Annotated in this window: 25 protein-coding genes and 1 pseudogene; 12 read left to right on the top strand and 14 right to left on the bottom strand. The window is 42.6% G+C overall.

Translation table 11 applies throughout. From position 1 onward, the window contains the following. Nucleotides 1-68 precede the first annotated feature (68 nt). Entirely contained in the window at nucleotides 69-977 is a 909-nt protein-coding gene (locus FD04_RS09325; RefSeq protein ID WP_054700179.1) for a DMT family transporter, read from the top strand. An 88-nt stretch (nucleotides 978-1,065) separates the two neighbouring features. Here FD04_RS09325 and FD04_RS12360 read toward each other — a convergent pair whose 3' ends face one another. Then, nucleotides 1,066-1,686: a helix-turn-helix domain-containing protein gene (locus FD04_RS12360; RefSeq protein WP_082603200.1), complete on the bottom strand. Its 621-nt coding sequence runs from the start codon at nucleotides 1,684-1,686 to the stop codon at nucleotides 1,066-1,068. A gap of 307 nt (nucleotides 1,687-1,993) precedes the next feature. Between FD04_RS12360 and FD04_RS09315 the strand changes: the two genes are divergently transcribed. Continuing rightward, complete coding sequence (locus FD04_RS09315; RefSeq protein ID WP_056948450.1) at nucleotides 1,994-2,923, top strand: glutathione S-transferase C-terminal domain-containing protein; 930 nt, start codon at nucleotides 1,994-1,996, stop codon at nucleotides 2,921-2,923. A gap of 46 nt (nucleotides 2,924-2,969) precedes the next feature. On the opposite strand, the gene FD04_RS09310 is transcribed toward FD04_RS09315, so the two are convergent. The 4 genes from FD04_RS09310 to guaD all read right to left on the bottom strand — a co-directional run bounded on the left by FD04_RS09310 (nucleotide 2,970) and on the right by guaD (nucleotide 7,386). After that, complete coding sequence (locus tag FD04_RS09310; protein WP_054700181.1) at nucleotides 2,970-3,263, bottom strand: hypothetical protein; 294 nt, start codon at nucleotides 3,261-3,263, stop codon at nucleotides 2,970-2,972. Between the two features lie 319 nt (nucleotides 3,264-3,582). After that, complete coding sequence (locus FD04_RS09305) at nucleotides 3,583-4,431, bottom strand: aldo/keto reductase (protein WP_054700486.1); 849 nt, start codon at nucleotides 4,429-4,431, stop codon at nucleotides 3,583-3,585. Between the two features lie 198 nt (nucleotides 4,432-4,629). After that, on the bottom strand, nucleotides 4,630-5,997 hold the full coding sequence (locus FD04_RS09300; RefSeq protein ID WP_056948448.1) for a uracil-xanthine permease family protein: 1,368 nt from the start codon (nucleotides 5,995-5,997) through the stop codon (nucleotides 4,630-4,632). Nucleotides 5,998-6,042: 45 nt separating this feature from the next. Next, nucleotides 6,043-7,386 carry a guanine deaminase gene (gene guaD, locus FD04_RS09295; protein ID WP_156660436.1) on the bottom strand — a complete coding sequence of 448 codons (1,344 nt, stop codon included), beginning with the start codon at nucleotides 7,384-7,386 and terminating at the stop codon, nucleotides 6,043-6,045. 338 nt (nucleotides 7,387-7,724) lie between these two features. Here guaD and FD04_RS09290 point away from each other — a divergent pair, with 338 nt between their 5' ends. After that, on the top strand, nucleotides 7,725-9,062 hold the full coding sequence (locus tag FD04_RS09290) for an MFS transporter (RefSeq protein WP_056948444.1): 1,338 nt from the start codon (nucleotides 7,725-7,727) through the stop codon (nucleotides 9,060-9,062). A 173-nt stretch (nucleotides 9,063-9,235) separates the two neighbouring features. Next, nucleotides 9,236-9,697 (top strand): hypothetical protein, encoded by a 462-nt coding sequence (locus tag FD04_RS09285; protein ID WP_054700183.1) that lies wholly within the window; start codon nucleotides 9,236-9,238, stop codon nucleotides 9,695-9,697. Between the two features lie 317 nt (nucleotides 9,698-10,014). On the opposite strand, the gene FD04_RS09280 is transcribed toward FD04_RS09285, so the two are convergent. Further along, a complete protein-coding gene (locus tag FD04_RS09280) occupies nucleotides 10,015-10,854 on the bottom strand; it encodes an aldo/keto reductase (RefSeq protein ID WP_054700185.1) in 840 nt (279 codons plus the stop codon). Between the two features lie 235 nt (nucleotides 10,855-11,089). Here FD04_RS09280 and FD04_RS09275 point away from each other — a divergent pair, with 235 nt between their 5' ends. From FD04_RS09275 to FD04_RS09260, 4 genes are all read left to right on the top strand, one after another. Continuing rightward, entirely contained in the window at nucleotides 11,090-12,010 is a 921-nt protein-coding gene (locus tag FD04_RS09275; RefSeq protein ID WP_054700186.1) for an ABC transporter ATP-binding protein, read from the top strand. Continuing rightward, a complete protein-coding gene (locus FD04_RS09270; RefSeq protein ID WP_056948442.1) occupies nucleotides 11,997-13,616 on the top strand; it encodes an ABC transporter permease in 1,620 nt (539 codons plus the stop codon). Before FD04_RS09275 ends, FD04_RS09270 begins: the two co-directional genes overlap by 14 nt. A 24-nt stretch (nucleotides 13,617-13,640) precedes the next feature. Next, on the top strand, nucleotides 13,641-14,285 hold the full coding sequence (locus FD04_RS09265; RefSeq protein ID WP_054700192.1) for a TetR/AcrR family transcriptional regulator: 645 nt from the start codon (nucleotides 13,641-13,643) through the stop codon (nucleotides 14,283-14,285). A 223-nt stretch (nucleotides 14,286-14,508) separates the two neighbouring features. After that, nucleotides 14,509-14,985 carry a hypothetical protein gene (locus FD04_RS09260; protein ID WP_056948440.1) on the top strand — a complete coding sequence of 159 codons (477 nt, stop codon included), beginning with the start codon at nucleotides 14,509-14,511 and terminating at the stop codon, nucleotides 14,983-14,985. 100 nt (nucleotides 14,986-15,085) lie between these two features. Here the strand turns inward: FD04_RS09260 and FD04_RS09255 are convergent, their stop codons facing one another. The 4 genes from FD04_RS09255 to FD04_RS09240 all read right to left on the bottom strand — a co-directional run bounded on the left by FD04_RS09255 (nucleotide 15,086) and on the right by FD04_RS09240 (nucleotide 17,892). Next, nucleotides 15,086-15,772: a YczE/YyaS/YitT family protein gene (locus tag FD04_RS09255; protein ID WP_476707411.1), complete on the bottom strand. Its 687-nt coding sequence runs from the start codon at nucleotides 15,770-15,772 to the stop codon at nucleotides 15,086-15,088. A 162-nt stretch (nucleotides 15,773-15,934) separates the two neighbouring features. Next, the gene (locus FD04_RS12355; protein ID WP_082603199.1) at nucleotides 15,935-16,537 is read right to left on the bottom strand and encodes a helix-turn-helix domain-containing protein; all 603 of its coding nucleotides are present in this window, start codon (nucleotides 16,535-16,537) and stop codon (nucleotides 15,935-15,937) included. A gap of 178 nt (nucleotides 16,538-16,715) precedes the next feature. Continuing rightward, nucleotides 16,716-17,279, bottom strand: a complete 564-nt coding sequence (locus FD04_RS09245) for a PadR family transcriptional regulator (protein WP_056948438.1) — start codon at nucleotides 17,277-17,279, stop codon at nucleotides 16,716-16,718. A 76-nt stretch (nucleotides 17,280-17,355) separates the two neighbouring features. Continuing rightward, nucleotides 17,356-17,892, bottom strand: coding sequence for a phenolic acid decarboxylase (locus FD04_RS09240; RefSeq protein ID WP_054700199.1), 537 nt, complete (start codon nucleotides 17,890-17,892; stop codon nucleotides 17,356-17,358). Nucleotides 17,893-18,531: 639 nt separating this feature from the next. Here FD04_RS09240 and FD04_RS09235 point away from each other — a divergent pair. After that, a complete protein-coding gene (locus tag FD04_RS09235; RefSeq protein ID WP_054700201.1) occupies nucleotides 18,532-19,005 on the top strand; it encodes an S-ribosylhomocysteine lyase in 474 nt (157 codons plus the stop codon). Between the two features lie 610 nt (nucleotides 19,006-19,615). Here the strand turns inward: FD04_RS09235 and FD04_RS09230 are convergent. Then, complete coding sequence (locus tag FD04_RS09230) at nucleotides 19,616-19,966, bottom strand: MmcQ/YjbR family DNA-binding protein (RefSeq protein WP_054700203.1); 351 nt, start codon at nucleotides 19,964-19,966, stop codon at nucleotides 19,616-19,618. A 252-nt stretch (nucleotides 19,967-20,218) separates the two neighbouring features. Here FD04_RS09230 and FD04_RS09225 point away from each other — a divergent pair. The 3 genes and pseudogenes from FD04_RS09225 to FD04_RS09215 all read left to right on the top strand — a co-directional run bounded on the left by FD04_RS09225 (nucleotide 20,219) and on the right by FD04_RS09215 (nucleotide 24,138). Beyond that, nucleotides 20,219-21,862: pseudogene (locus FD04_RS09225) on the top strand (peptide ABC transporter substrate-binding protein). 80 nt (nucleotides 21,863-21,942) lie between these two features. Continuing rightward, nucleotides 21,943-23,019: a M42 family metallopeptidase gene (locus tag FD04_RS09220; RefSeq protein WP_056948436.1), complete on the top strand. Its 1,077-nt coding sequence runs from the start codon at nucleotides 21,943-21,945 to the stop codon at nucleotides 23,017-23,019. 360 nt (nucleotides 23,020-23,379) lie between these two features. Further along, nucleotides 23,380-24,138, top strand: coding sequence for an NADP-dependent (R)-specific alcohol dehydrogenase (locus FD04_RS09215; RefSeq protein WP_054700205.1), 759 nt, complete (start codon nucleotides 23,380-23,382; stop codon nucleotides 24,136-24,138). 112 nt (nucleotides 24,139-24,250) lie between these two features. Here FD04_RS09215 and FD04_RS09210 read toward each other — a convergent pair whose 3' ends face one another. From FD04_RS09210 to FD04_RS09200, 3 genes are all read right to left on the bottom strand, one after another. Further along, entirely contained in the window at nucleotides 24,251-24,793 is a 543-nt protein-coding gene (locus FD04_RS09210) for a hypothetical protein (protein ID WP_056948433.1), read from the bottom strand. 86 nt (nucleotides 24,794-24,879) lie between these two features. Then, the gene (locus tag FD04_RS09205; protein WP_056948431.1) at nucleotides 24,880-25,644 is read right to left on the bottom strand and encodes a hypothetical protein; all 765 of its coding nucleotides are present in this window, start codon (nucleotides 25,642-25,644) and stop codon (nucleotides 24,880-24,882) included. 380 nt (nucleotides 25,645-26,024) lie between these two features. Then, nucleotides 26,025-26,531, bottom strand: a complete 507-nt coding sequence (locus tag FD04_RS09200; protein WP_054700211.1) for a DUF2798 domain-containing protein — start codon at nucleotides 26,529-26,531, stop codon at nucleotides 26,025-26,027. Nucleotides 26,532-26,877 lie beyond the last annotated feature (346 nt).

The following is a 26,877-nucleotide window of genomic DNA, read 5'->3' as shown; positions in this document are numbered from 1 at the left end:
ATTTACATTCACGAGGAGACCCTCTAAGATAATACTCAGAGACTTTTAATGGAAGTGAGGATCTTAAGGTGACCGATAAACGAAAGGGACTCACCTGTGCCATTGTCGGCACCACGTTTTGGGGTATGTCAGGTGTGACAGCCCAGTATTTGTTTTCCAAGCAGCCAGTTGAACCAGGATGGTTAGTTGGTGTACGTCTAGCCATTGCGGGACTGTTGCTGGTGATTTGGAGTAGCGTTACCAACACAAAAGAGGTTCTTGCCATTTGGCATCATTGGCAAGATTGGACGTTATTAATTGCCTTTGCCTTATTCGGAATGATTCCATCTCAGTATTCGTATTTCATGGCGGTTAAGCATGGTAATGCGCCAACTGCGACAATTTTGCAATTTTTAGGGCCGCTGTTTATCATTTTGTATCTCGCGATTCGTCATTGGCGACTGCCACGTCGAATTGACGCAATTTCGATGGTCATCGCGCTATTTGGTACATACTTGTTAGTAACTAAGGGACAGTTTGATCGTTTACAATTGGCACCAGCCGCTGTTTTTTGGGGCGTCATGGCCGGTGTGGGCCAAGCGCTTTATACGTTGATTCCAATTCGGTTACTACAAAAGTACGATGCCAAAGTTGTGACGGGTTGGGCGATGTTGATTGGGAGTCTGGTGTTTATGCCACACATTGTCATGACACCGCTACCGAATCTGAATTTGATGAGTTGGGGTGGCGTGCTCTTCGTTGCAACGTTTGGGACGATGTTCGCCTACCTTTTGTACTTACAAAGTTTAAACTACATTTTGCCGGCAACGACAGGAATGCTGAGCTCGTTTGAACCGTTCACGGCAACGGTCTTATCCATTTTGATTCTGCACACAGCATTCGGCTTACCAGAGATGCTTGGTGGTGCGATGATTTTAGCCACCGCATTTTTACAGGCGATTGCAGTGAGTGGACCAAAACCCGTGCCACAAAAATAACCCGGGAAATAAAAGGTCACCATCACGTTCGATTGAACATGATAGTGACTTTTTTAAGCGAATAGATATTTTGTGAGGCTGAACAAGATTATGATGCAAAAACGTTAAAGCGGAAAAGCAACTCTAATATACCAATTAGTAACCAGCCACCTGCAGTTACCACAATCCATATCAGTATGAGTTCGGTTTGCCCAAAGTGAATATAAAGCCAGATGCCAACGATGGTTACGATACTGGCGAGTGCAATTAACCACCAGCGAAATTTAGGCCAGTTAAATGCTTTATGATTAGTCGTGATTGAGACACCGTTGACGTTTTCGGTGAACTTTTCGAGGCGATGATTCAAAATGATGAGTAATACGACAGCAATCAGGATGATGAGACTCCAAATATCTGACATAGGTGCAAAAAGTGATATTGTTAAAATTAAATATGTGAGAATTGTACTCAATTTACTAACTGGTGCTAGTTGAGCAGCGACTTCTTGACGTTTGAGGTAGTCAGTCACACCGCGGTCCTCCTTTAATAAGACGTCTAGTGATAGGTCAAAGTAATTACTCAGCCCAATCAGACTATCAATATCTGGGTAAGTTCGCCCGGTTTCCCAATTTGAAATGGTTTGTCGTGAAACATGCATGGCAGTCGCGAGATTCTGTTGCGTTAATTCGCGTTCAAGCCGAGTTTGTTGAAGTCGTTCCCCAAGTTTCATTGTTTTCCTCCGTTTGCACGATTATGGATCCAAGCGTGCCCTTAAAAAAAGTATAGCAGATATTTCCTGGGAAATTGTTATTCTTGGGTGATTTGAATGCTAGGATTCTTTGCTTGATGCCGGAAGTTGTACGTTATTTAAACAATTTCGAATATTTACAGCTAGTTTTGGGATTTGAGCCGATTGAGGGCCAACTTCATGATCAATAATGATGATTAAAATGCGAGTTTAGCGAACAGGGGAATTTCATTTCGTACCAAAGTTCGGTAAACTGAAAGTTAATTTAGTCGGAATCGAGGTTTTGAATATGACTGCTACTTCAGATAATGGTGCGTGTGCTTGGCAACCCAGCCAAAAGTCAACGCCAACCTTTGATCTTAAATTTTCAACGGGTGAGTTACCCGTTGAACCTAATCGCTACAGCTTAGTTTGGGGAAAGTTTTGCCCCTGGGCAACGCCAGTCGCAATCTTGATTGATTTGCTTGGCCTAGATGAAGTCATTGCCAAGAGTCCCGTATATGCTTTGCGACATGATGGCGTCAATGATGATTGGTTTTTCGGTCCAAGCGCAGATGACGTTGATCCGATTTTAAAAACGAAAAGTTTAGGTGAAAACTATCGGCTGGCGGATGCCCAATTTAGTGCACGTGCTTCAGTACCAGCTTTGGTTGATTGTCAAACTGGCAAAGTCGTTAACGGTGAGTCAGGGACGCTACTACCGGAACTTGCAACTGAATGGCGGGCTTATTTTTCCCAGCATGCACCAGACGTCTTTCCAGAAGCGCAACGTTCAGCTATCTTAGCGATGAATCAACAGATTATTGATAATTTATCAAAACCAGTAAATGCTATCAATGAGGTTAAGTCACAGGCGGAATACGAACAGTTATCAAATCAGTTCTTTGGTCAGTTGTCAGAATTTGATCAACGACTCGCCACGCAATCGTTTCTATTTGGTGAACAGGTGACGTTATCTGACTTACTCCTTTTTGTTCGATTAGTACGCTTTGATCTCGTCTATTATTTTCAAAATAAACTTAATCAAAAAAGATTGATAGAGTTTCCTAATCTCTGGCGTTACGCCAAAACTTGTTATCAAATTCCCGCTTTTAAACAAAATACAGATTTTTTGGCCATTAAACAGCACTTTTTCCAAGTGAGTGAGACAGTTAGCGATTTTGAACATGTTTTACCCCTTGGTCCAAATACTGATAAGTGGGAAGAACCGATTGATTAGGTTATGACAAATTTCATCGTTTGATTTGCTTAAGCACGTTGCTAAGCTAGTCATGATTTTTAGTGAATTGATAATCTGATGAAGATTCAGTTGGTTGGGTCGGTAGAGCGATGACCCCCATCAGATACACGATTAAACTGCAGAGCAACACTAATAATAAGTTAATCAGTTTATCGCCTAAATTATTGGCGGGTTGAATGACGTAAAGATAAAGCCCGGAGATCAGGGTTATTATCGGTAGAATCGTTGCAACAACGCGATGACGACATCTTGGAACGAGCATTTCTTGAATGAACATAATTAAGATAATGGGACCGTAATTGTAAATGAGCGCAGACATAATATAATTCCCTCCGTTTAGTAATAAGGTTATTATAGGCAACGTCATGACCTTGGACTAGAAGCGGACTGTTGCTAGCCGTAAATGTGAATAACAATGGTATTTAGGCGTGTAATGTGATAGAAAATCACAATAATTAAGGTAGATGTAAACGATGATTGACGTGGTATTTCCCGGGAAATAAAAATATCGTTCTCATTTTCCCAGCAGTGGTAAATTCAAAGTAAAAGCCACAAACTTTCCTAATTAAGAAAGTTTGTGGCTTTATTTTTGATTGATTTCAAACCTTGAAGTTCTATTCAGTTATTTTTAACCGAAATTAACCCTGTGTTTCATTATGGAAATGGGCTGGAGCAGTATCTGTCATCGCGTTCAAAGTGGCCATGTCTGCTTCAGAAATCGTGAAGTCTAAATCAGCATTAGCCTTGATGTGCGCTTCGCTAGTGGCCTTTGGCAAGACGATGGCACCGTTTTGAAGTACAAATTTCAGAGCCACTTGAGGCACACTGACGTTGTAATGATCCGCAATTGCCTTGACCTTGGCGTTATGAATCAAATCACCAGTAGCCAGTGGTGAGTAAGCTTCAATCTTGATATGATGCTCAGTCGCAAATTGAACGATCTTTGGTTCGGTAAAGCCGACGTAGTATTGAATCTGGTTTACAACCGGTACGATATCGGTGTGCTTAAGCAAGTTTTGTAAATCATGGACGTCGAAGTTTGAAACGCCAATTGATTTAATTTTACCCGCTTGATAAAGTTTTTCGATTTCTCGCCAAACAGCGACGTTATCAGCGTCATGTCTTTCGCCGATTTTGTTCCATGGCCATGGCGCGTGGATTAGGTACAGGTCTAAGTAGTCGACCCCCAAACTGTTAATTGTTGACTCAAAGTATTCGGTTACTTGCTTGGCATTCTTGACTTCACCTGGTAATTTTGAAGTAATGAAAACCTCTTCACGCTTCAGTCCGGAATCCTTAATCGCCTTACCAACGCTTTCCTCATTATGATAGGCATAAGCTGTGTCGATGTGGCGATAGCCCAAGTCCAGAGCAGTTTTCACCGCTTTATAAGCAATGGGACCATTTGGTGTTTGCCAAGTACCAAAACCAATGGCTGGAATCTTGACGTCGTTATTTAATGTGATTGTATCTGTTAAAACTGACATGTTGTCACCTGATTTCATTTAATGTTTGAATAAAGTTTTGTGCCATATCCTTTTATGTTTAGGATGTTATTATGTTAATACTTAGAGTTAACTCTAGGTCAAGCAAAAAGCACCGAACAGTTTCGAATTTCGAAAAATGTTCAGTGCTTTTTGTGATTTAAATTGAGAACCGCCTAGTGTCACTGAAGCGATTCGTTTCTAACGACCGCTGGTTTGAGCTGCTGATTCGTGACGCTCAGCAGTTAGTGTCTGTTTATTTGACATTAATAGATTCAAGATAATGGCACTCAGCGCTGCAATTGTAATTGGTGAGCCCAATAGGTACTGAATGAGTTGTGGCGCTTCACTGACGACCTTGCTTGGGATCAAGACTAAGGCCATGGTTAAGACGATTGGCACGCCGATAATATAGATAGCACTTTCGCCCGTGTTCAGGAAACGAATGACGTTTAGTCCATTTAGCATAATAATGACACAGATGATGGAGTAGACACCACCGATAACTGGTGCAGGTACGGCCGCAAAGAACGCGGATAATTTACCGCAGAAGCCGAGAATAACAAACCAAATTCCGGCTGAGACGAAGACGCGTTTACTTGCAACACCGGTAACAGAAACAACACCGGCATTAGTTGAATAACCAGTCATTGGTGTGGCTCCGAGTAGTGCTGAAATCAAGCAGCTGAGGCCTTCGCCAATAATGCCCATGTTCCATTGTTTATCGGTGATTTTTTCACCAGTAACGGCACTCATGGCAAACCACGTTCCGGTTGTTTCAGTTGTTAACACGAGGTAAATGACCACAAACGTTAAAATAGCAGGAATTGAGAAGTGGAGACCGTAGTGTAACGACGTGAATTGAGGTAGGCTAAACCACTGTGCTTTTTGAACAGTACTCCAATCAAATCGACCCATAAACGTTGCGACGATTGAGCCAACAATCAGTGCAATCACAATTGAGCTAACTTTGAGGACTTTCTTTAATTGCGGTACACGAATACTTAAAATAATAGCAAGTAACATGACAATGCCAGTGGTACCAGCAATAATGATATTTTGATTGATATTACCACTAGCCTCGAAAACGTTATCGTTCAGGGCACCGGGTAAAAGTGATAACCCCACGCAGGTAATGATGGTGCCACCCACAATAGCGGGTACGAGTTTGGAGATCACCTTTTGGAAGACGCCGGACACGCCTAACGCGATGAGTAAAAATGACCCGACAACTAACGATCCTAATACGGTTGCCATCCCACCGTGTGCACCACCATTTGCGAGGTAAATACCTGCGACGGCACCAACGGGGACGAAGGATGGACCTTGAGAAACGGGCAACTTCATAAAGAATCGGGTTTGTAAAATTGTCCCGATACCGCACGCAATGAAAGCGGCTTGCAAGAAGCCAGTTTTTTGCGCGACGGACATCGACAGTAGGCCAGCCATGATGATTGGTGCAACATACACGTCCATTGCAAGCACGTGTTGAAGTCCTAAGATACCAGCTTGTCCAGCTGGTACCCGATCGTCTGGTCCATACAATAAGCCATTTTGTTTGTGATCCATAATTTGAATTATTCTCCCTTTATTAAAAATCTGAGTTCGTGTTCTTTATCGAACGCGTATTCCTTGAACAAATACTTGATCAATCGTTTGCTTAGTCGTTTGATACATTAATTTTTCAAAGATATTATCTGCACTGTCAGGTGGAATAGGGGTGGGCAGTGAGACGATTTGTAAGTCGGCTAAGTAGCCGGGTGTAATTTGACCAGTTTTGAGGTGTAAGCTTGCCGCCCCGCCTGCAGTAGCGAGGTAGAAGGCGGTTTTGACACTGATGGAACTGTCAGCGACACCACGGTGGACTGGAGATAGTGCATGATCGACGCCATCGGTTAATTGTCTAGAAGACATGACCGCTTGACGAATATTTTGATACAGACTTGGTGAGTAACCACCAGAGATATCAGTACCCAAACCGATTTTGACGTGATGCGCCAAAACTGAGTTAACAGGTAAGACGGCATTGCCAAAGTAAACGTTAGAAATTGGGCAGTGTGCAATCGCGGTTTGACGACGATTGAACAAATCGTAATCATCTTCGTTGAGCAGGGTGCCATGGGCCATAACCGCCTTATCCGTGAGTAAACCATATTGGTCGAGAACTTCGGCATCTCGCATATGGTAGTGCGATAAGGCAAAGCCGTCCTCCCAGTCACTCTCACTTGCATGTGACTGGACGGGTAGGTCATATTGTTTAGCAAGTTGACCTAATCCTTTTAGTGTGGCTGGTGTACAGCTTGGCACGAATCGTGGCGTGATTACGGCCGTTTGCTTAACCGTTGCCGTTTTGTTTAAATCTGCAATTTGGTGAATAAACTGTTCAGTTTGTTCGATTGCGACTTGAGCAGAGGCGTCACGATAATAAGCCGGTGTTTGTTCGGGATTATCCATCGCAACTTTACCAATAAAACCACGTTGACCATGTTCGACACAAGCTTGGGCCAAAGCTAGGTTGGCGGCATTATGGATGGTACCGAAATAAAGCGCGGTGGTGGTCCCATTACGAAGGAGTTCATCGACCAGATCCGAGTAAACCAATTTAGCAAAATCAGTGTCCTGATACTTGGCTTCTAGCGGAAACGTGTAAGTATCGAGCCATTCATTTAACGGTCGGTCTAACGCAAGACCGGCATTGGGCCACTGCGGTGCGTGGATGTGAAGGTCGATGAAACCTGGTAAGACAAACTGTGTGTCACTTAAACTAAGCAGTTTGTTGGCTTTATCAGCTGATTGACGAATTTGGTCAAAATCGGGATCGTCTGACGTGACGAGCCGATCGATATAACCGTGATTATCGATACAAATCAACTGATGTGACTGATACGTGACAGAAGTTGGTGTCGTTGGTGAAAAGTAGGCGCCTTCGATGACACGTGAATAGGAAATCATAACCACCTCACTTTAGTTTATTGTTAATCTCAGTATTGAAAATACCGAATGATATTCGTCATTCGGTATTTAATTTTCGCTTCAATACTTTGAAAGCTATTATAGGCACTATTCTTAAGTGTTTCAATGGAATTTCACGAACATTTTAAATTCTAATCTGTAATCTGGAAATATTCATTTCAAAAAAATTTTGAGAGCGGTTTAGGCACGGACAGTAAGGCTGCAGACGCTTTGCATAAAAATAATAAATAGTCGTTGCTTGAATAATTAATCAAAATAGATTAAAATAATCTCTAATCAAATTTTAATAATATTATTTGGCTTTAATTTAAGGAGGACTGTCTATGGCTCAGAGATCAGCACGAACCGAAAAACAAATTGCAGCTAACATTTTTAAAGGTTCGTTAGGTAACATGATTGAATGGTTTGACTGGTATGTTTATGCTTCGTTTGCAATTTATTTTTCAGCAGCGTTTTTTCCGGCTGAGAATAAAACAGCGGAACTGCTATCTACTGCCGCGGTGTTCGCAGTGGGATTTTTAATGCGACCGTTGGGTTCTTTCATCATGGGTCGCTTTGCTGATCGGAAGGGTCGTCGGGCAGCCTTGACATTGTCCGTCACAATCATGGCAACCGGATCGCTCGTGATTGCGGTGACTCCAGGGTTTAAAGTGATTGGTGTTTGGTCGCCACTTATTCTTGTCGTAACACGTCTCTTCCAAGGCTTATCACTGGGTGGCGAATATGGCACTTCGGCAACGTATCTCTCTGAAATGGCATCGCCAAAGCGTCGGGGTTTCTATTCATCGTTCCAATATGTCACCTTGATTTCAGGACAGTTGTTTGCGCTACTCGTTCAAATCGTTTTGCAGAGTTTGTTATCAAATGCGCAATTGTATGCCTTTGGCTGGCGGATTCCATTCGTGATTGGGGCTTTAGGCGCCGTAGCTGTGTTATGGTTGCGACTTTCGATGGAAGAATCAGATCAATTTACGGCTAAAAATAAGCACAGCAAGAAAGCTGGTACACTAACGCTATTGGCCAAGTATCCTAAACAGTTCTTTACGGTCGTTGGCCTAACTTTTGGTGGCACTATTGCCTTTTATGCTTACACCACTTATCTGCAGAAATTTATGATCAACACGACCGGTCTCAATACCCGGGTCGTTTCAGTGATTAACTTCTTCGCACTGTTAGTGATGTTAATTTTACAACCAATTTTTGGCGCGATTTCAGACAAAATTGGTCGTAAACCAATGCTGTTATGGTTTGGCATTGGCGGCACGTTGTTCACCGTTCCAATTTTTTCAGTTTTGGCGCACGTTCATTCACCTTGGGCAGCCTTTTTCCTAATGTTGACCGGTGTCGTGATTGTTTCGGGCTATACGTCCATTAATGCCATTGTGAAAGCAGAGCTGTTTCCCACTGAAATTCGGGCATTGGGCGTTGGCTTCCCATATGGCCTGACGGTTGCCATCTTTGGGGGTACCGTGGAGTACGTGGCACTTTGGTTGCGGTCCGCAAACATGGAATCGTTATTCTTCTACTACGTGGCGTTTGCTTCATTTGTTTCGCTCGTTGTCTACTGGCGGATGTTGGAAACGTCGTCTGCTTCAGAGATCAACGTGGATAGCGTGACGGATGCAGCCACTGGTATCGAAAATGGTCAAGTTGGCCGATAGAAATACTTGAACAATTCTTTCAGATGGCGTTAAAATAAGCGTCGATTACTCAGCACTCTCAATAGGCTTGGACGACACCGGTATTAGACCGATGGTAGCTGACAGTGTGTCCGTTTTAAAGACGTTAGTTGGTGATGTGATCCTAATCTAAAGTGAGAAGGATGGTTTTATCAATGTCTACGAAGCAACGGTTATTTTTAACAGCCGAAATGTGTCTGGGAATGGGTTCAATTATGAGTTTGATTGGAAAGCTATTTTCAATGGGTTTAACGCAAACGGCGCTTAAGGCTTTTCTAGTTTGGTGGGTACCGACAGTTATTTTTGCGTTTGGTTATAACTTATTGGTGGCGACCAACGTCACTAACTTTTTGATTCGGCGCTACACCCGCGATTTAACGGCTGATGAACAGCAAAAACGAGGCCAAAAGATTCGAAGTTGGACCATGATTGTCGTGATGTGTTTTAGTATGTGTACTTGGGGACTCGCGACTGCGGGTGCTTTTCCGGGTATGTCAATCACTGCAGTGCTGATCGTGTGGGCACGGTCGTTTGTATTGGCTTACATCGTTCGAGGGTTATTCGTGAAGCCCGTTGCAATGCGGGTGATGTTGCGAGTTGTTCCGAATGAATCGTAAATAAATTTCTAAATAAAAGGTGACGCAGATGCCAGTGTGAACTGGTCGCTACGTCACCTTTTTTGGGGATGGATGAAATTCGGAAGTGAATTGTAAGTTAAGCACAAAAAAGCCCTGCGAGTAAATTTCGCAGGGCTCTCTCTTTAAGTATCAGCTAGTTAACTGAAGTCTCCGTAGCTGATGCTTTAAGACTATTTCCATTAGACAAAAAGCATCACCTCCTTTTTTGATTGTGACTATACTACATCCGCCAGGTTTTAAAGTCAATGATTTGTGCTTGACTAAATTGCTTTATATTTGGCAAGTAATCGTCGCGTTTAATCGAACTCTTCATAGGTATCAGGATCTTGGCCGTCAATTCGCCCGTCAGTTTTGGTTAACGCGTTAATTGATTGCATTTCAGCAGTTGTTAATTCGAAATCAAAAAGCTGTAGGTTTTGTCCCTGATGAACTAGACTGCTTGATTTTGGAATTGGAATCACGTTGCGTTGAAGGTGCCAACGTAAAATAATTTGCCCCACGTTCTTTTGGTACTTGGTTGCAAGTTGCGCAATGATTGGTTCTTTAAGAGCAGCACTGCCACGTCCAAGTGGACTCCACGCCTCTGTAACGATACCGCGTGATTGATTGACTTCTAAAATGGCTTCGTTATTCCAGTAGGGGTGACTTTCAACTTGATTGATTGCCGGTGTTACACCGGTTTCTTGAATCAGGCGATCAAGTTGAGTTGCTGTAAAGTTTGAGACACCGATGGAATGAAGCAACCCTAATTTTTGAGCAGTAATCATTGCTCGCCAAGCGTCAACATAGTGATCGCGTTTGGGTAATGGCCAGTGGATGAGGTAGCTATCGAAGTAATCGAGCCCCATACGTGCCAGCGATTCTTCGATGGCATTGAGGGCATCGTCATACTGGTGATATTTCCCGGGTAATTTTGAAGTCACGTAAAATTGGCTTCGTGGAATGCCACTAAGTCGGATGGCCTTACCCACAATTCCTTCATTGTCATAGTTAGTGGCAGTATCGAGTGACCGATACCCGTCACGAATGGCAGCTAAGATTTGGGTGAGGCCTTGACCACCACGGACCTGATATGTTCCAAGCCCAATTGCAGGAATCTGGTGGCCGTCATTTAATCGAATGTTTGGTATGTTCATATTGAATCCTCCTCATCAATTTACACAGAATTAGTATACCGTTTAGAGTGTACTCAAAGTCAAAGATTTAGTTTATCGGACTAGTTAAACGCGTCATATCAAGGGAACACAAATTATTTTTCGAAATTGACCCGCAAGTCATTGACTTACTGGTCAATGAGATTTATACTCTGTTTGCAATCATAAATATACCTCGTTCGACGGCTTAAGGCCGCGACTTTGGGAGGGGACAAACATGACACAAACAGTTGTAAGTATCGAACATTTACAGAAGCACTTTGGTAAATTCCAAGCGTTAAAAGATATCACATTTGACGTGCAAGCGGGTGAAGTTTTTGGGTTTATCGGACCGAATGGTGCTGGTAAATCAACGACGATTCGAGTACTACTTGGCATTTTGAAAGCTAGCGGTGGGACAGCCCAAATTTTTAACCAAGACGTCTGGTCCAAAGCCGTCACAATTCATAATCGGCTGGCCTATGTGCCTGGTGATGTTTACTTGTGGCCTAACTTAACTGGTGGTGAAATGATTGATTTCTTATTGAAACTCAATCATCAAAAACACTCTGCCAAAACGGATGCACTCATCAAAGAGTTTGAACTGGATCCAAAGAAAAAGTCGCGGACGTATTCAAAGGGGAATCGGCAAAAGGTCGCGTTAATTGCCGCGTTTTCAACGGATGCTGACTTATATATTTTTGATGAACCAACTAGTGGGTTAGACCCACTCATGGAAGAAATTTTCCAGAAGCACGTTCTAGCGTTAAAGCAACAGGGTAAGAGTGTCCTGCTTTCCAGTCATATCCTGTCAGAAGTTGAGCGGATGTGTGACCGAATTGGCATTATTCGAGCGGGTGAAATTGTCGAAACTGGTACATTGGAAGAGATGCGGCAACTGACGCGAACTCAGATTACCGTGGAAACGCAGGTGGACGTTGCACCAATTGCACAACTTGCGGGTGTGCATGGCTTTACAGCCGACCAGTCAGTTGACAATAAAGCGACCTTTGCAGTGGATACAGCACAGGTTGGAGCGGTTATGAGTGACCTAGCTCAACGTGGTATCGTGACGTTACAAAGTACGCCACCAACACTTGAAGATTTGTTCATGCGCTACTACAACTCGGAGGGAGCTGAGGGTCATGACACAAAGTAATCGAACTGCACAGACGGGATATTTAACGCGAATGTATCTTCGTCGTGATCGAATCGCAATTATTATCTGGTTGCTTGGGATCGTTGGCGGCGTTGGGTCAGGTGCCAGTAAAATCATTGGCTTGAGTGGTGATGATAAGCAGGTGGCATCACTCGTTACCGCCTTGGATACGCCATCCATGTCGGCACTATTCGGACCGTTCACAGCAGTTAAGCCTTACACCACTGCATCAATTTTTGCGGCCTCGATGATGGTATTTACCGGCTTACTTCTGGCAATCATGAACATCTTTTTTGCGATTCGAAATACCCGCGCTCAAGAGGATAACGGTGTGTTAGAAATGGTGCGCGCTCACAGCGTTGGCCGTCAAAGCTCGTTGTTGGCAACCCTCTATGAATTGATTATTGTTAATGTTATTTCAGGGCTGTTAATGGGCGTCACACTTCAGGGTATCAATATGTCTGGCGCTGACACTAGCGGAAACTGGCTGTTTGGCTTTGGTCTAGCAGCATTTGGGATGATGTTCGGCGCACTGACATTGTTGCTCGCACAATTTGCCAGCAACGCCCGTGGTGCGACGACGATGAGTTACAGTTTGCTTGGCTTGTTGTATATTCTAAGAGCGATGACGGATGTTCAAAATGTGAAATATACTTGGTGGACAGTGTTTGGTTGGGTTGAAAAAATTGATCCTTATGGTAAAAACCGGTTATCACCGATTGTCATGATGTTGGGGTTATCCATAATTGTGTTAATGGTGACGTTTATCGTTAGCGCAGAACGCGACCTAGGCTCTGGCCTGTTACCGGACCGTCCAGGGCGAGCAACGGCTAGCGGTCTATTAATTGGTCCAATTAGTCTTATTTTTAGGTTGGAACGAACGAGCTTGATTGCTTGGGTTATCGGCATCGCAATCTATGGGACGAGCATGGGAACCTTATTTAATACGATTGGCGATATGATGCATAGTAGTCCCATGGTGGCCAAGATTATCGGTCCGGCTGCAGCGGCGTCAGTTGGGAAAACCATGACATTACAGTTTGCCGCTTTGATGAGTGTTGTTATGGCAATCGGTGCATCGGTACCGGCAATTGCAGCCATGTTACGACTCAATAGTGACGAACAAAAGGGCTGGCTGGAGTCCATGCACGCTCGTAGCGTATCAAGATTTCATTTATTTGGCGCATATACATTGGTCGGCGCTGTGTCAGGGATATTGACCCTTTTTGCTGGTACCTTTGGTATGGCCCTTGGCGGTCAAGGTGCCGAACATGCGATTAGTGTCGCTCGGTTGATGCGTTCGTTTTGGGGCTTTGCACCTAGTGTCTTAGTTGTTGTTGGGGTAGTTGCGGTGCTATTAGGACTGTTACCACGATATCAACAAGTGGCCTGGATCATTCCCGTGTACGGACTTCTATCGATTTACCTCGGTGGTCTGCTGGACTTTCCAGAATGGACTAAAAAACTAACGCCGTACGGGTGGATCAACAAGGTTCCATTAAAGGCTGTAGCTTGGGATCAGGTTGGCTGGCTAGTTTTACTCAGTGTTATTTTGATTCTCGTTGGTTACGGCCTTTACAAGCGACGTGATTTGGTGGAAAATTAATCAATATCTTGAAAGGAGCCCGTTATGTTAAGTGTTCGTCCAGATGTACCCAAGGATCCGGCCAAAGTTAGCCGAATCATGCAAAGTGCCACCCATATTTTTGCGCTGGAAGGCTATCAACAAGCCAAAACTGCTGATATTGCCAAGGCGGCAGACGTTTCAAAAGGGATTGTTTTTCGTTACTTTGGCGACAAAGGCCACCTGTTTTTAGCAACGGTGCAGTATGTCATTGAGCGATTAACTGATGTTGCCGACTTTAAAGTGTGGCAGGATGCACAGGATTTGAGTGACATGATTTCACGGGCGTTACGGTATAAAATTAGTTTACAGCTAGAGTATCCAGATGAGTTTCGGCTTTCTATCCGTTCATTTTCGGAGATGAGTGTACTACCAGACGATGTACAGACTGAAATGGCTCAGTACTGGCAAAATCAAACCACAATGTCAGTGGATTTGTTGGAAAAACCAGTCCTGGATCGAATGCCTATTCGTGATGATGTTGACCAGGATGACTTACAGCGATTACTCAATGCAGTCACCAATCAGGTCTTTGCCGATTCACAGAAGTTCATGGCAGAACATCCTGAGGCTGGCATTGAGGACTTTGAGCCCTTTATTCAGCAGATTCGCAGCGAGTACCGGATATTGGAACATGGCTTTTTGAAATAGAGTGGGCAAAACTCGTTTAAGTCCCAGAATATCAGAAAACGAGCCCGCGGATTCCTGATTTTTGGAATTCACGGGCCCGTTTTCTAGATGGCCGGGACCTATGTTTTGGCGTACGTTTAGATTAGGTAACAGTCTTGAAACTAAATAAAAATTAAACCTAAAACGGCTTAAATAGGCTAAAATAGATTTATTCAACCAACACATTTGAAAGTAGGTGCACCACATGCAATATCAGTACATGGTGACGGATCCAACTTATTTATTGAACAAGGAACAACGAGAACAATATGACGCACAACGCGGCAACAAAACGGATGAACAGATTTGTGATTATCTAACGGCTTGCCTGCATTCCTTAGATAAAGATGCTTTTGTCGCAATTATTCCGACTAACAATGAGAGTCATTTTAACCATATGGGCAAAGATGACAACGGCGTGCACATCCAAGGTGTTCGTTTTATCGTTGAAACTGGGATGGTCGCTATTGTTCAATTGACGCAAAAAAACCAATTGACGATGTTCCAAGAATACTCAATTGATTTGATTATCAACCGGGAAATGGGCCAAATCGTCATTTTTGACAGCGATGATGTGCCTTACGTTGAATCTGATAATGATGAAGATGGAACTGCCCACTTCGAAATTAAAAATCAAGAACAAGTTTTTTCACACACGCAAAAACCTAAGTTTGAGAAATAAGCCCATTGATTGTTTACACAAAACAAGCGCCATAGTAGCGAATCTATCGCTGTTATGGCGCTTGTTTTTATTTTAAATAACCCGGGAAATAATCAAAAACTTACTTGGTTAATGCTGCCGCCCGTTCCCGTTCAGCTTTAGTACGGAAGTTGTGTGTCAAACGCGGCCAGATATACCGATCAGACGTGGCAATCAAGACGCCGTTACATAATATTGAGAACAGCGTGGCAAGGTTGATTGATAAGATTTGGCCGGTACCAAAGAAGGCAATGATGATTACGATCACTGGTGGTAAGAAGTCCAATAACTGTGATGCCGTGGCGTTACCTTTAAGGTACATAAACCGCAAAATGTTAGTTGTATCATCGTTCGGGTGCATGAAAATGTTGGCCCGTTGATAAAGTGAGATACCCACACAAAAAATCGCAATGCCAAGACAGCTCAGAATCAACCGCCAGATAACCGGTGCAGTGTTAGCCCCCATACTATCAAACCAGTGAACAAAGAACTGGACGAAAGTACCAAAGAACATCACAAAGATTACTTCGCCAAAGAAACGTTTGCCGTCCCAACGCCGAATCAAGATTTGGTTGGTGAGGGCGTTAATGACACCGATACAAAACAAGATGAACCCTAGACTAATACCAGTCCAGTTATGTAAGTTAACCGCGGAAGCAGACCAGACGCCGCTTCCCATGTTGCCCGCGATTGAAAGTGCATTCCCAAACGCGTTACAAATCAGACCGGCAATCAGACCGATCCACCGCTCTTTTAATGTGTTTTTCAAATTCTCCGCCTCATTTCATTTTTTAGTTTAGCATGATGCGGCAAAAGATTGAATGGTTTTTAGAGATGTTGAAAAGGTGAGCAAACTAAATGTGAACTGAAAATGAATCAGAAAAATCCAGTTACCTCAACGTTTATGGTGAGTAACTGGCCTTGATCGATTTTATTGATTTAATGTGCGTCTATAAGTAAACTCTGCGAAAATAATAATCACCCAAAAGCAAATGGTGGTTAAAAATAGATTCCAGGTTAATTCGGACAGGTTAGTTAAGTAAAAACTGATTGTACAACCAAGCGTTATTACCACGTTTATGAGGATGGCCCACCAACGTCTGTGGGGCCAAGCCAGAATTCGCGGATGTTTTGAAACTTGTTCAATGAACGTTTTTATTTTACTAATGACCACAACGTTTACGATTCCCATGGCGTAAACGATGATTGAGACCATCCCGTGAATTGGTGTGAAAATCACAAAAATTAAAAATAAGATATCAATTACTGTGGTTGCTTGGAGTAGTGGTACCAGCTGTGTCAAAACGTCCTGTTTCTTGAGATAATCCTTCATGCCGTTATCCTCCTTAAGTAAAATATCTAAGGAAATGGCATAGTAATCGCTCAACTGAATGAGACTATCGATATCTGGATAACTGTTACCAGTCTCCCAACTTGAAATAGTTTGACGCGAGACGTTAATGGCCTTGGCTACCGATTTTTGGGTAAGGTCGCGGGTCTGCCGTTCGTGTTGCAATCGTTCACCAAATTTCATTGTAATTCCCCCTTTGCCTGAATCAAAGGTACAGTAATTTTACTCATATAGCTAGCAAAGTTTCTAGGCATGACTGGTGTATCAGTGTTTCAAGGGCCAATATTAATAATAATATTGGTAATTTTTTGCAGATTAAAACCGGTTGTGGCCACCTAATAGGGGGTGTCCATAACCGGTTTTAGTTTGAATCATCAATATCGTTTAGGCTAATTGCAAGGTCAACGAGCCATTTAACGTAGCTGCTTTCACGTTCAATGCCACGCGTTAGTGTCAAATAATGGCCATAGTGGGCTTGAATCTCAGCTTCGGTGGGGAAAACTGTTGCCATACGACCGAGCAGGTAATCGCGACGATCAGTACTCAACTGCAACTGCTGAGCAATCAGTGGTTTGAGTAAATCACTTTGCTGGTCATCAATGAAGAAGAGTTTAAGCGGGAATAAATCGTCGTTTGTGGTCGTTAGGGGCTCACGCAGCCAGTCCTCTAAAACTTGCTCTCCAGTGGCCGTTAGCTGATAAAATGTCTGATTGCGTTTAGTGTCAACATTGAATGGTGAAGTCACAGGTGCAATCCAATCATCATCAGTCATACGCTGTAGCTCTGGGTAGATTTGACTGTGTGAGGCGGTCCAAAAATCGCTGATTTCATGCTTAAATTCTTGCATCATCTGGTAACCGGATAATTGGTGATTACTATGAATGAGACCAAGCAAAATGTAGGGTAGGGTTCGTTTCTTTGGCATGATTCATCGCTCCAATACTGCATACTAACGCCATTATGCCATAAACAGCGGTGGCGGTAAACGTAGGCTGCAGGAACTATTTATTCACACGGTGATATTGGGCATCAAAGTAACGGCCTTCACGGATGTCATTTACGATACCGTCGTAAGGGGCTTCTGAGATAACATCATTGTTATTTTGACCAGCGTCACCCATGTAGGCGATTTTTGCGAATTCAGGTACGACCAACTTAGGATAGGTATCGTACTTTTCACGAGAACTTTCCATCAAATCAATGTGTTCGTTTTGATAAGTAACGGTAATTTCTGGATGTTCTTCGACCCACTTTGGGAAGAAAATCGTGCCGTGTAATTTACCTTCATTTGGCAAAAAGTCTAAGGCGACGTCAGTACCAGTTGGTTCAGTCCAAGAAATTTTGTAGATGCCTTCAGTCAGCATAACAATATCGGCTTCTTGATCAGTTACCCAACGGCCCGCAACCATGCCACCATGAATTCGGTAATCAACGGTATGGTCATTTTTCGCATACCATTCGTATTCCCAACCATTGTCGTAAGTGTAGATAAAGTGAGTTCCTAAGAAGTCTTCAAGTGTTTTAAATGTTTTAGTCATGTTCATATCTCCTTTTTAAAGCTATATGTCGATAACGACATCGATCAATATACGTCGTTATCGACATATAGTCAAGCTAAATATTTTTGGAATTAATCGGAGATGAGAAATGGGATGGTTCAAATACAGGTACTAACGTGATAATCACTGATTTATAAGGATTTATACAATCAAAATCTAAACTTTAAAATGAGACAATTGATTAAAAAACACTCATTATTTCTTGACAGGGTATTTCATTCGCGCCATAATAAGCATCAGTTGTTAATACGAAGCAAGCGACAAGATGAGTAGATGATTTATTTTCTCAAGAGAGTTACCAGTTGATGCAAGGTAACGTGAATGATTCATCGAATATGGTCTTGATAATCGCTCAACTGCCGAACCGATGGCTAAGTAGTTGCGGGTACGCCCGTTAAAGCGTTAGGGTATGCGCTGACAGCAGTAAGTACTGAATCGCCGTTAGTTAGTACTCGTTGAGAGATATTCCGCGAGGGGTATTTGAACTAAGGTGGTTACACGAAAGCATTTTCGTCCTTTTATCGAAAGATTAAAGGATGGAAATGCTTTTTTGTTATCAGTAAGCTCCGCCGTCGTTAACAACGTTAAACTAATTAGTTAAAAGGGAGATCTTATATTATGGCTAAAGTCGAAAGTTTTACGTTGGATCACACAAAGGTTAAAGCACCATACGTTCGTTTGATTACAGAAGAGCACGGCACGAAGGGTGACACGATTAGCAACTACGATTTACGGTTGGTACAACCAAATGAGAATGCAATCCCAACAGCAGGGTTGCACACGATTGAACATTTGTTAGCCGGACTTTTACGTGATCGCTTAGATGGCGTGATTGATTGTTCACCATTTGGCTGCCGGACCGGTTTTCACTTGATTACCTGGGGAGAACATTCAACGACAGAAGTTGCCAAGGCGCTTAAGAGCTCACTTGAAGAAATCGCGAACAAGATCGAATGGAAAGATGTCCAAGGCACTGACATCTACAGTTGCGGTAACTACCGTGATCATTCATTGTTCTCAGCCAAGGAATGGTCAAAGAAAATTTTGGCCGATGGCATCAGTGATCAACCATTTGAAAGACATGAAGTATAAAAAGAAAGAGAGTGTGACGAGAAGCGTTTAGATGCAGCTCTCTGCTTCGAGGAACACGTTTCGGCAGAGCCGAAATCAGTCTTCAGAATCAATTGAAAACAATTAAAAACGCTAAGTTTAAATAGATTTACTCAAATAAGTGGGCGGATCTATTTAAACTTAGCGTTTTTTGAATGCATTATATTTGTTGAAGTGTGACATTGATTCGCGTTGTTAGCCATCAGAAATCGGATGGCTAACAACAGACACAACACTAAGATTGTGATTATTTGTGAGCCTCGCGTGTTATCACTATTTTTGTGAATTTTATGATAGAAAAAATGATTTAGTCGCTTACTAAGAGAAACTATTTACCATAGTTTTTCAATGTTTATCAATGTAAAGCCGTAGCGCCAGCGTTGGTTTGGAACCTGTGGTGACGGTGTTATCAGGGCGAACTTCCCTGATATCACGGGACGACGTTTGAGACTCACAATGGTTCTCGGTGAGACTCAAATGCGAGGGACGAGACCGCCTTTTGGCCCGTCCCGGTCCCCACTTCAGGTTCCAAACCAACGCTGGCCGAAGGCTGACATTAAATAGGATTAATATCCGGTTTTGCTTCAAACAATTAAGCCGTGGCAATAAAACTACCTTCAATCAAATCCGCCAACTGATCAATAGATTCAAAATAATCTAGTCGCGCACTGATCCAATGAATTTTGGACATGTGATACCCTGGTAAAAAACCAGGCTGAACCTGCAAAATTGAATTGAGTTCAGGCTCAACTTTGAGGTCGACAATGTCAATATTCTCAGTGCCGGACAACCCAAGTTTATTTGCGGGAACGTTCATGATAAGGCCAAACCATTTGCCGTTCAAATGACGAATGGCAACGTAGTCTGGATAGTGCTTAAATGGTTTATCGATTTCGGAATTATATTCGTTTAAACAATAATTGATGAGTTGGTCTCTGGTCATCACTAACACCTCCAGTACAATTATAAACTATATTTGATGTTTCACGTGAAACATTCTGTGACGATATTTTCATTTTATTTTAATGAAAATAATTCTGGATTAAATCAAATAATTTTATAAATATGAAAATAATACGATAAAAATGCCGAAATAGCCTAAATAACAGTAATCTCAAAAATATTTGACATAAATATGCAAAAACGAGTATGATAATTAAGATTAAAAAATAATTAGAAAAAGGAAGTCCTGTTGATGCATATCGGTTTAGGTAACACTGGCAAGATGATGTTGATTACTTTGGGGAGCGTCTCGCTGCTCGCGGCCTGTGGCAACAAAAGTAGTTCGAGTAGCATGGCCTCAAAGCAAACAATCAACTTATCAACAAATGCGGAACTAACGAGTCTAGATGTCTCAAAGATTTATGATAAGAACTCGTTCACACAGGTTGATCAAACGAATGAGGGCCTTTATCGCTATGACGCGAATGGTAAGGTCCATTCAGCCTTGGCAACTAAGACGCAGGTTTCCAAAGATGGCAAAACCTATACGATCGATATTCGGCATAATACCAAGTGGAGTAATGGGGATCCGGTCACGGCACAGGACTTCGTTTACTCTTGGCGTCGTGCGGTAACCCCGTCAACGGGCAGTCAGTACACCTATTTGTTCGATAGCATCAAAAACGCTTCTCAGATTGCGGATGGCAAGTTATCGCCAACGCAATTGGGCGTTACGGCAACGGGCAAGTATCAGTTAAAGGTCACGTTAGCTAAACCCACAACCTACTTTAAGATGATTATGGCCCGTGAAACACTTTATCCACTGGATAAAAAGGCAGTGCAAAAGTATGGCAAAAAGTACGGGACTTCAAGTGCTACAACGGTTTCGAACGGCCCATTTAAGAGCGTTGGTTGGACCGGGACTAACTTAAGTTAGAAACTCGTCAAAAACAAAGAATACTGGAACAAGAAGGCCGTTAAACTTTCAACCATTGGGTATCAAGTGGTCAAGGAACCGAACACCAATTACAATCTCTATCAATCAAATAAGTTAGACATGATCAGCTTAGTTGGTGAGCAGGCGCAACAACTGGCTAAGAATAAGGATGTTGTTCACCGACCGCTGGCGGCAACTGAGTATTTGCAATACAAGCAAACCTCGGGCATCTTCAAGAATAAGAACTTGCGAAAAGCATTCTCACTGGCAATTAATCGAAACCAACTGATCAATAAAGTGATGCAAAATGGGTCAGTGGTTTCCAAAGGCTTTACGCCGGCAGATTTTGCAACCAATCCGAAGACGGGTGAGGACTTTGCCAAAGAGGCTTACGTTGACGGCACGGTTAATTATGATAAGCAAAAGGCCCAAAGCTATTATAAGAAGGCTTTGAAGCAATTAGGTAAAACGAGTATTACAGTAACTCTGAAAGCGGCTGACGATGATCAAACCAAGCACGTCACTGAATTCATACAGAGTCAATTACAGCAAAATCTGCCTAATTTGAAAATTCAGGTCAACAACATTCCGTTTGCAACCTTGTTAGACCAAACGGAGTCGGGTAACTTCCAAATGAGTATGATGGGCTTGTCAGCTGACTTTGCTGACCCGATCTCGTTCTTGGCTCAAATGACGTCTGATAGCTCGGAAAACAATGGTAAGTGGTCTAATAAGACCTTTGATGATGCCATCGACCGCTCTAACAATGCAGATGCCAACAATCCGACTAAACGTTGGCAAGATTTAGTCACAGCTGAAAAGACACTTTCATCGGACCAAGGCCTGACCTCGTTGTATCAATCTAACGGGATTGACCTCGTTAATCCAAAGCTGAAGGGCGTTATTTATGACCGAATTAATGGACACTATGACTACCGGGAAGCTTATTTAACAAAATAATTAAAATATAGTTAGATTTCAACTTTATTTCTAATATAATGAAGTTGTAAGTTTAATTCTAATGTAGAGGAGCAGATAGTTTGGATAAAAAAGCAGCACTAAAGTTGATTGAGTCACTGTCGAATGCCAACGGCCCAAGTGGTTACGAGGATGAAGTGCGTGACGTCGTGAAACAGTTTGGTAATGGCTTTGCTGACGTCACCAGTGACCCAATGAATAATGTGTACTTAAAGCACCACGGTAATAGTGGGCGTAAGGAAAAAACGTTGATGATCGATTCACATTTGGACGCAGTTGGTTTGGTTGTTCAAGCCGTAAAGCCCAATGGGACCATTAAGTTCGTTCAACTCGGCAGGTGGGTACCCGCTAATTTGACGGCTGAAAAAATGCGAATTCGTAATCGAGCTGGTAAGTGGGTAACCGGCTTAGTTGCCACCAAGCCGCCTCACTTTATGACGGAAGCTGAAAAGAAGGCACCAATCGAGAATGACCATTTAGTTATCGATGTCGGTACCAATAGCGCTGAAGAAACTAAGCAACAGCTCTTGATCGATACGGGTTGCCCAATCGTCCCTGATACTCAGTGGGAATACTGGGAGCAACAAGACGTGATGATGGGTAAAGCCTTCGATAATCGAATTGGGACTTCAGCATTACTCACGACGATGCACGATTTGGCAGATGAAAAGTTGGACTATAACCTAGTCGGTGCAGTGGCTGCGCAAGAAGAGGTTGGCTTACGTGGTGCAGAAGTGACGATTAAAAAAGTGCACCCGGATATCGCCATTTGTTTGGAAGGTTGTCCAGCTGATGATACGTTCACCCCAGAATGGTTGATTCAGACCGGGTTGAAACGTGGTCCAATGTTGCGGGATATGGACACGTCGTTTATCGCGGATCCTGAATTTCAAGCGTTTACGGTCGCAACTGCAGAGGGTGCTGGTATTCCATACACCCGTGCAGTACGAACTGGTGGTGGCATTGATGGTGCTGCGCTACAACAGTATCAAGGTATTCCAACGATTTGTATTGGGATTCCAGTGCGCTACGAACACACCAACTACGGCATTGTGGCATACTCTGATTTTGAAAATACAGTAAAATTGTTGAAGGCACTGATTGCGGCGCTTTCGGCTGAAAAGATTGCAGCATTTTAATTGCTGACTAAAAACGACATCGACGCCCCTGAAGGGTGTCGATGTCGTTTTTTGCGTTGCTCCAGGATAATTATTTTCAAAATGAATTGTTTGAAAAATTGTATGAATGTGATTAGTATCACGCTTTAAAATGAGTAGCTAAAAGATTAGCTAAAGTCTTATACCAAATTACTAAATATCTATAAAATAGTAATTGGATACGCTAACATTAAAAAATTCAAGCTTTTTAAAAATACCGTAAACAAGCTGAAGTTTTCTTAAAATTAGTCTATTTGTGAAAAATAACACTATCTTTTTGTTAGTGTTGGTGCTATGCTTAAATTAACATCAATCGATGTAATTCTCTTGGAGGTGTTCGATTTGACAGATCGATTAAAAGGTAAAGTTGCAATTGTTACGGGTGGTACATTAGGCATTGGTTTGGGGATTGCCAAACGTTTCGTAGACGAAGGTGCTAAAGTGGTGATTACTGGACGTCACGCAGACGTTGGTGAAAAAGCCGCGGCCAGCATCGGTGGCCCAGATGTTATTCGGTTCATGAAGCACGACGCATCGGATGAAGCAGGTTGGGTCGATTTATTTGACGAAACTGAAAAAGCCTTTGGTCCCGTATCAACATTAGTCAACAATGCTGGGATTGCTGTCAACAAGAGCATTGAAAACACGACAACTGAGGAATGGCATAAGTTGCTTTCAATCAACTTGGATGCCGTCTTCTTCGGCACACGGTTAGCCATTCAACGGATGAAGAACAAGAATCTTGGCGCATCAATCATCAACATGTCTTCCATCGAAGGCTTCATTGGTGATCCTAACTTGGGTGCTTATAACGCCTCAAAGGGTGCTGTTAGAATCATGTCTAAGTCCGCTGCACTTGACTGCGCCTTAAAGGACTATGGTGTTCGTGTTAACACCGTTCACCCAGGTTACATTAAGACACCGCTAGTTGATGACTTACCAGGTGCTGAGGAAGCCATGTCAGCACGTACGAAGACACCAATGGGGCACATTGGGGAACCCGATGATATCGCGTACATGTGTGTCTACCTTGCTTCGAATGAATCGAAGTTCGCGACAGGTTCTGAATTTGTTGTCGATGGTGGTTACACGGCCCAATAACATTAATCGCTCTAGTGGAGTAGGTTCGATTCGTGTCATTGTGGGATGTTAATGAAGTGTATTTCTCAAAAAAAGGTTAGGTCGCTTAAGTGACCTAACCTTTTTGATGATTTTAATAGTAATGTTCACCTGAAAAGTGGCGATTACCCATGACGTGCGCCACTTTTTTGGTTGCGTAGTAGTGCTTGGAAATCCAAGGCCCTGCACCGCCAGCCTCACTGAGAAGTCGGAAGTTTTTATGGTGATATTTTCTAATCTCTAATTTGTAAGATGTACCATCACCGGCGGATTGATTCCAGCCCTTGATGTCAGTCCAGTGAGTTTTGCCAATGTGGTAAGTAAAGGCAACTGCCCAACTCGAATGAATTTTGAGCTGGTCTGGATCTGCATTCTCGTTGCGAGAATGCAGTGTTGAACTACTGTGATACCATTTTCCATCGTAATATTTAGTATAATAATGCTTACTTGTAAACTTAACGGTTTCATAACGGCCATGACCATCGTAGTGATACCAAGTCCGTCGTAATGACTTTGGGAACGTCTTGAGTGTAGATTTAGCAGACGCTTGGACAGTGGTAAATTCGGTCGTTACGGCAATGGCCCCAATTGGCAGTAGCGTTGCTACAGCCAGTTTAGCAATTAATTTGTTTGACATGTAAAATTCCCCCTAATACAAATAGGGTACGCCTTATTTTATAAAAAATAAAGTGGATTTCTTTTATTACTATAAGTATCGTTACACTAAACCGCTGCCCATTCATCCAGTGTTTTACCATCGGCGTCTTTAAACTGGAGCCAACTGTTGGTGCCCGCAAAATAGAGGAATAGGCCGACTTCATTAGTACTTTTTAAAACGATGTCCTCAGTTGTTACGAAGTTATTGTTGAAGGCAGTTTGATGCTCGGCACGCAGCTGTTGCGCAAATCGTGCTGAGAAGCCAAGGCTGCCATCAGCGTTTAAGGTGGGCTCAGCTTTCATCTTGGCACCAGCCAGGATGACCATTTCGTTGCGTTTACGCCAATAAATGGTTGCATTCGTATCTGCGTAATTGGTGGTGAAAGCAACTGTGGCAACGGCCTTTTTCCAACGATGTTGTACTTTGGCTGATTGTTTTTTTGCAATCACCTTAGCAGGAAAACTTAACCCGAGGAGTGTTGTGATGGGAGTTAATTGATCTAGGTACGCCAACGTTGGTTGCTGATGATTGGCGGGAATTTTGATGGTCGTAACACTGACTTGGTAACCGGCCTTTTTAGCTAAGGTTGCAATCGTTTGAGAAAGATAACGTGGTTCAATTCCTTCCTCAGGTTGAATCGTTAAGACACGGTCGGGGGTGATCGAGTCGGGTTGCTGATCGATACTTAACAGCATGGGACCTTGAAAATAGAGTGTCGAGACTGACTTATTCGGAGAAACAGGAGCTGGTTGAAGTTCAATGATGCCATGGTCGGGCTCAAGTGTGAGGGTTAAACGTCCGTCATGCCAAGTGGGGGTCATTTCAAACATATTAGATGTCCTTTCGTACGCGTATAGATTGACTAAAGCATATCGATTTAGTGCTAAAAAAACAATGATTAAGGTAAAAAACAAGTGTGATTGACATGACAACTGTGGGAATTCTAACGAGTTAGGATGGCTATTGTGATGAGTTGCAATTTGCACCTCAAATGCTTATAGTAAAAGCATTACATAAGAAAAGGGGCATAACCATGGCTGAATATACTGTTAAGTTAAGTGAAGAAGATTTACAGTTGATCAAGGACTGCCATTCAAAGAATCCTTCAATTATGAAGGCAATGAATGACGCCAAAAAGAACGCATAATTACTGAAATCTAAAAAAACGGTGCACGTTAATTTAACGTGCACCGTTTTTTGATGTCTGAGTTTAATCCAATTCGTTTTCGGTCGTACTTTCTTCACGCAATGCAGTTGCTGCATCAGCAGAAGCTTGCATCTTGCCTAAAATGGTTCGAGCAATTGGGCCAACGATGAGTAGTTGTAATGGTAAGGCCATGATGACGTTAAATAACCAAGCGTGACCATAGGCACCCCAGCTGACGTTACCAGCCATGATGATACCGAAAAGTGACATGCAAGTCACCATACCAAGCACCATTAAAACAGAGATGGTCAAACCAATCAGTAGAACGTTCTTCTTCATATAGTCGTTAATAATGTATTTGAACGCAAAGCCCTTTGCGAGCTTACCGACAACTAATAGGTCCAAGATAACCGCAACGATTAAACCGCCGGGGTATTCTTCTAAGGTATGCAGTACGAGGTTACTGGTAAAGCCTTCAGCCAGGACGACGTTGTAGCCAACCATCACGAGGACCATAAGACCAGCCATAATGGCAGTGAAAACTAATTCTTCTTTTAAATTACGAGGCATGTTGTTTCTCCTTTTCTATACACAATGTCCACAAGTATAGCTGAGAACGGGGGTGCTTCATAAGTTACGTTTTGGTTACAAATTTGAAAGCGGTGCCTTTTCGCTTGATTTTTATTGGCGGTTGTGACAAATTAGTGAATCATTCCTGAAAATAAGAACAACTTTATAGTAATATTTGGGTTCTTGTGAAAAAAGAGGACAGAAATTTAATCTATCTATTATCAGAAAATTTACTTTTAATTAAAAACAAATAATGGTTTTAATCTATAAACAATAAAGCGGAAAGCCACAATTGCCGTGATTTAAGTAAACTTTGGATAATGCCTTAAACGTAAAATTAAAAACA

It is taken from the genome of Secundilactobacillus odoratitofui DSM 19909 = JCM 15043, from assembly GCF_001434895.1.
In the GTDB taxonomy this organism is placed as follows: Bacteria; Bacillota; Bacilli; order Lactobacillales; family Lactobacillaceae; genus Secundilactobacillus; species Secundilactobacillus odoratitofui.
This window is presented reverse-complemented; position numbering and strand designations above follow the sequence as displayed.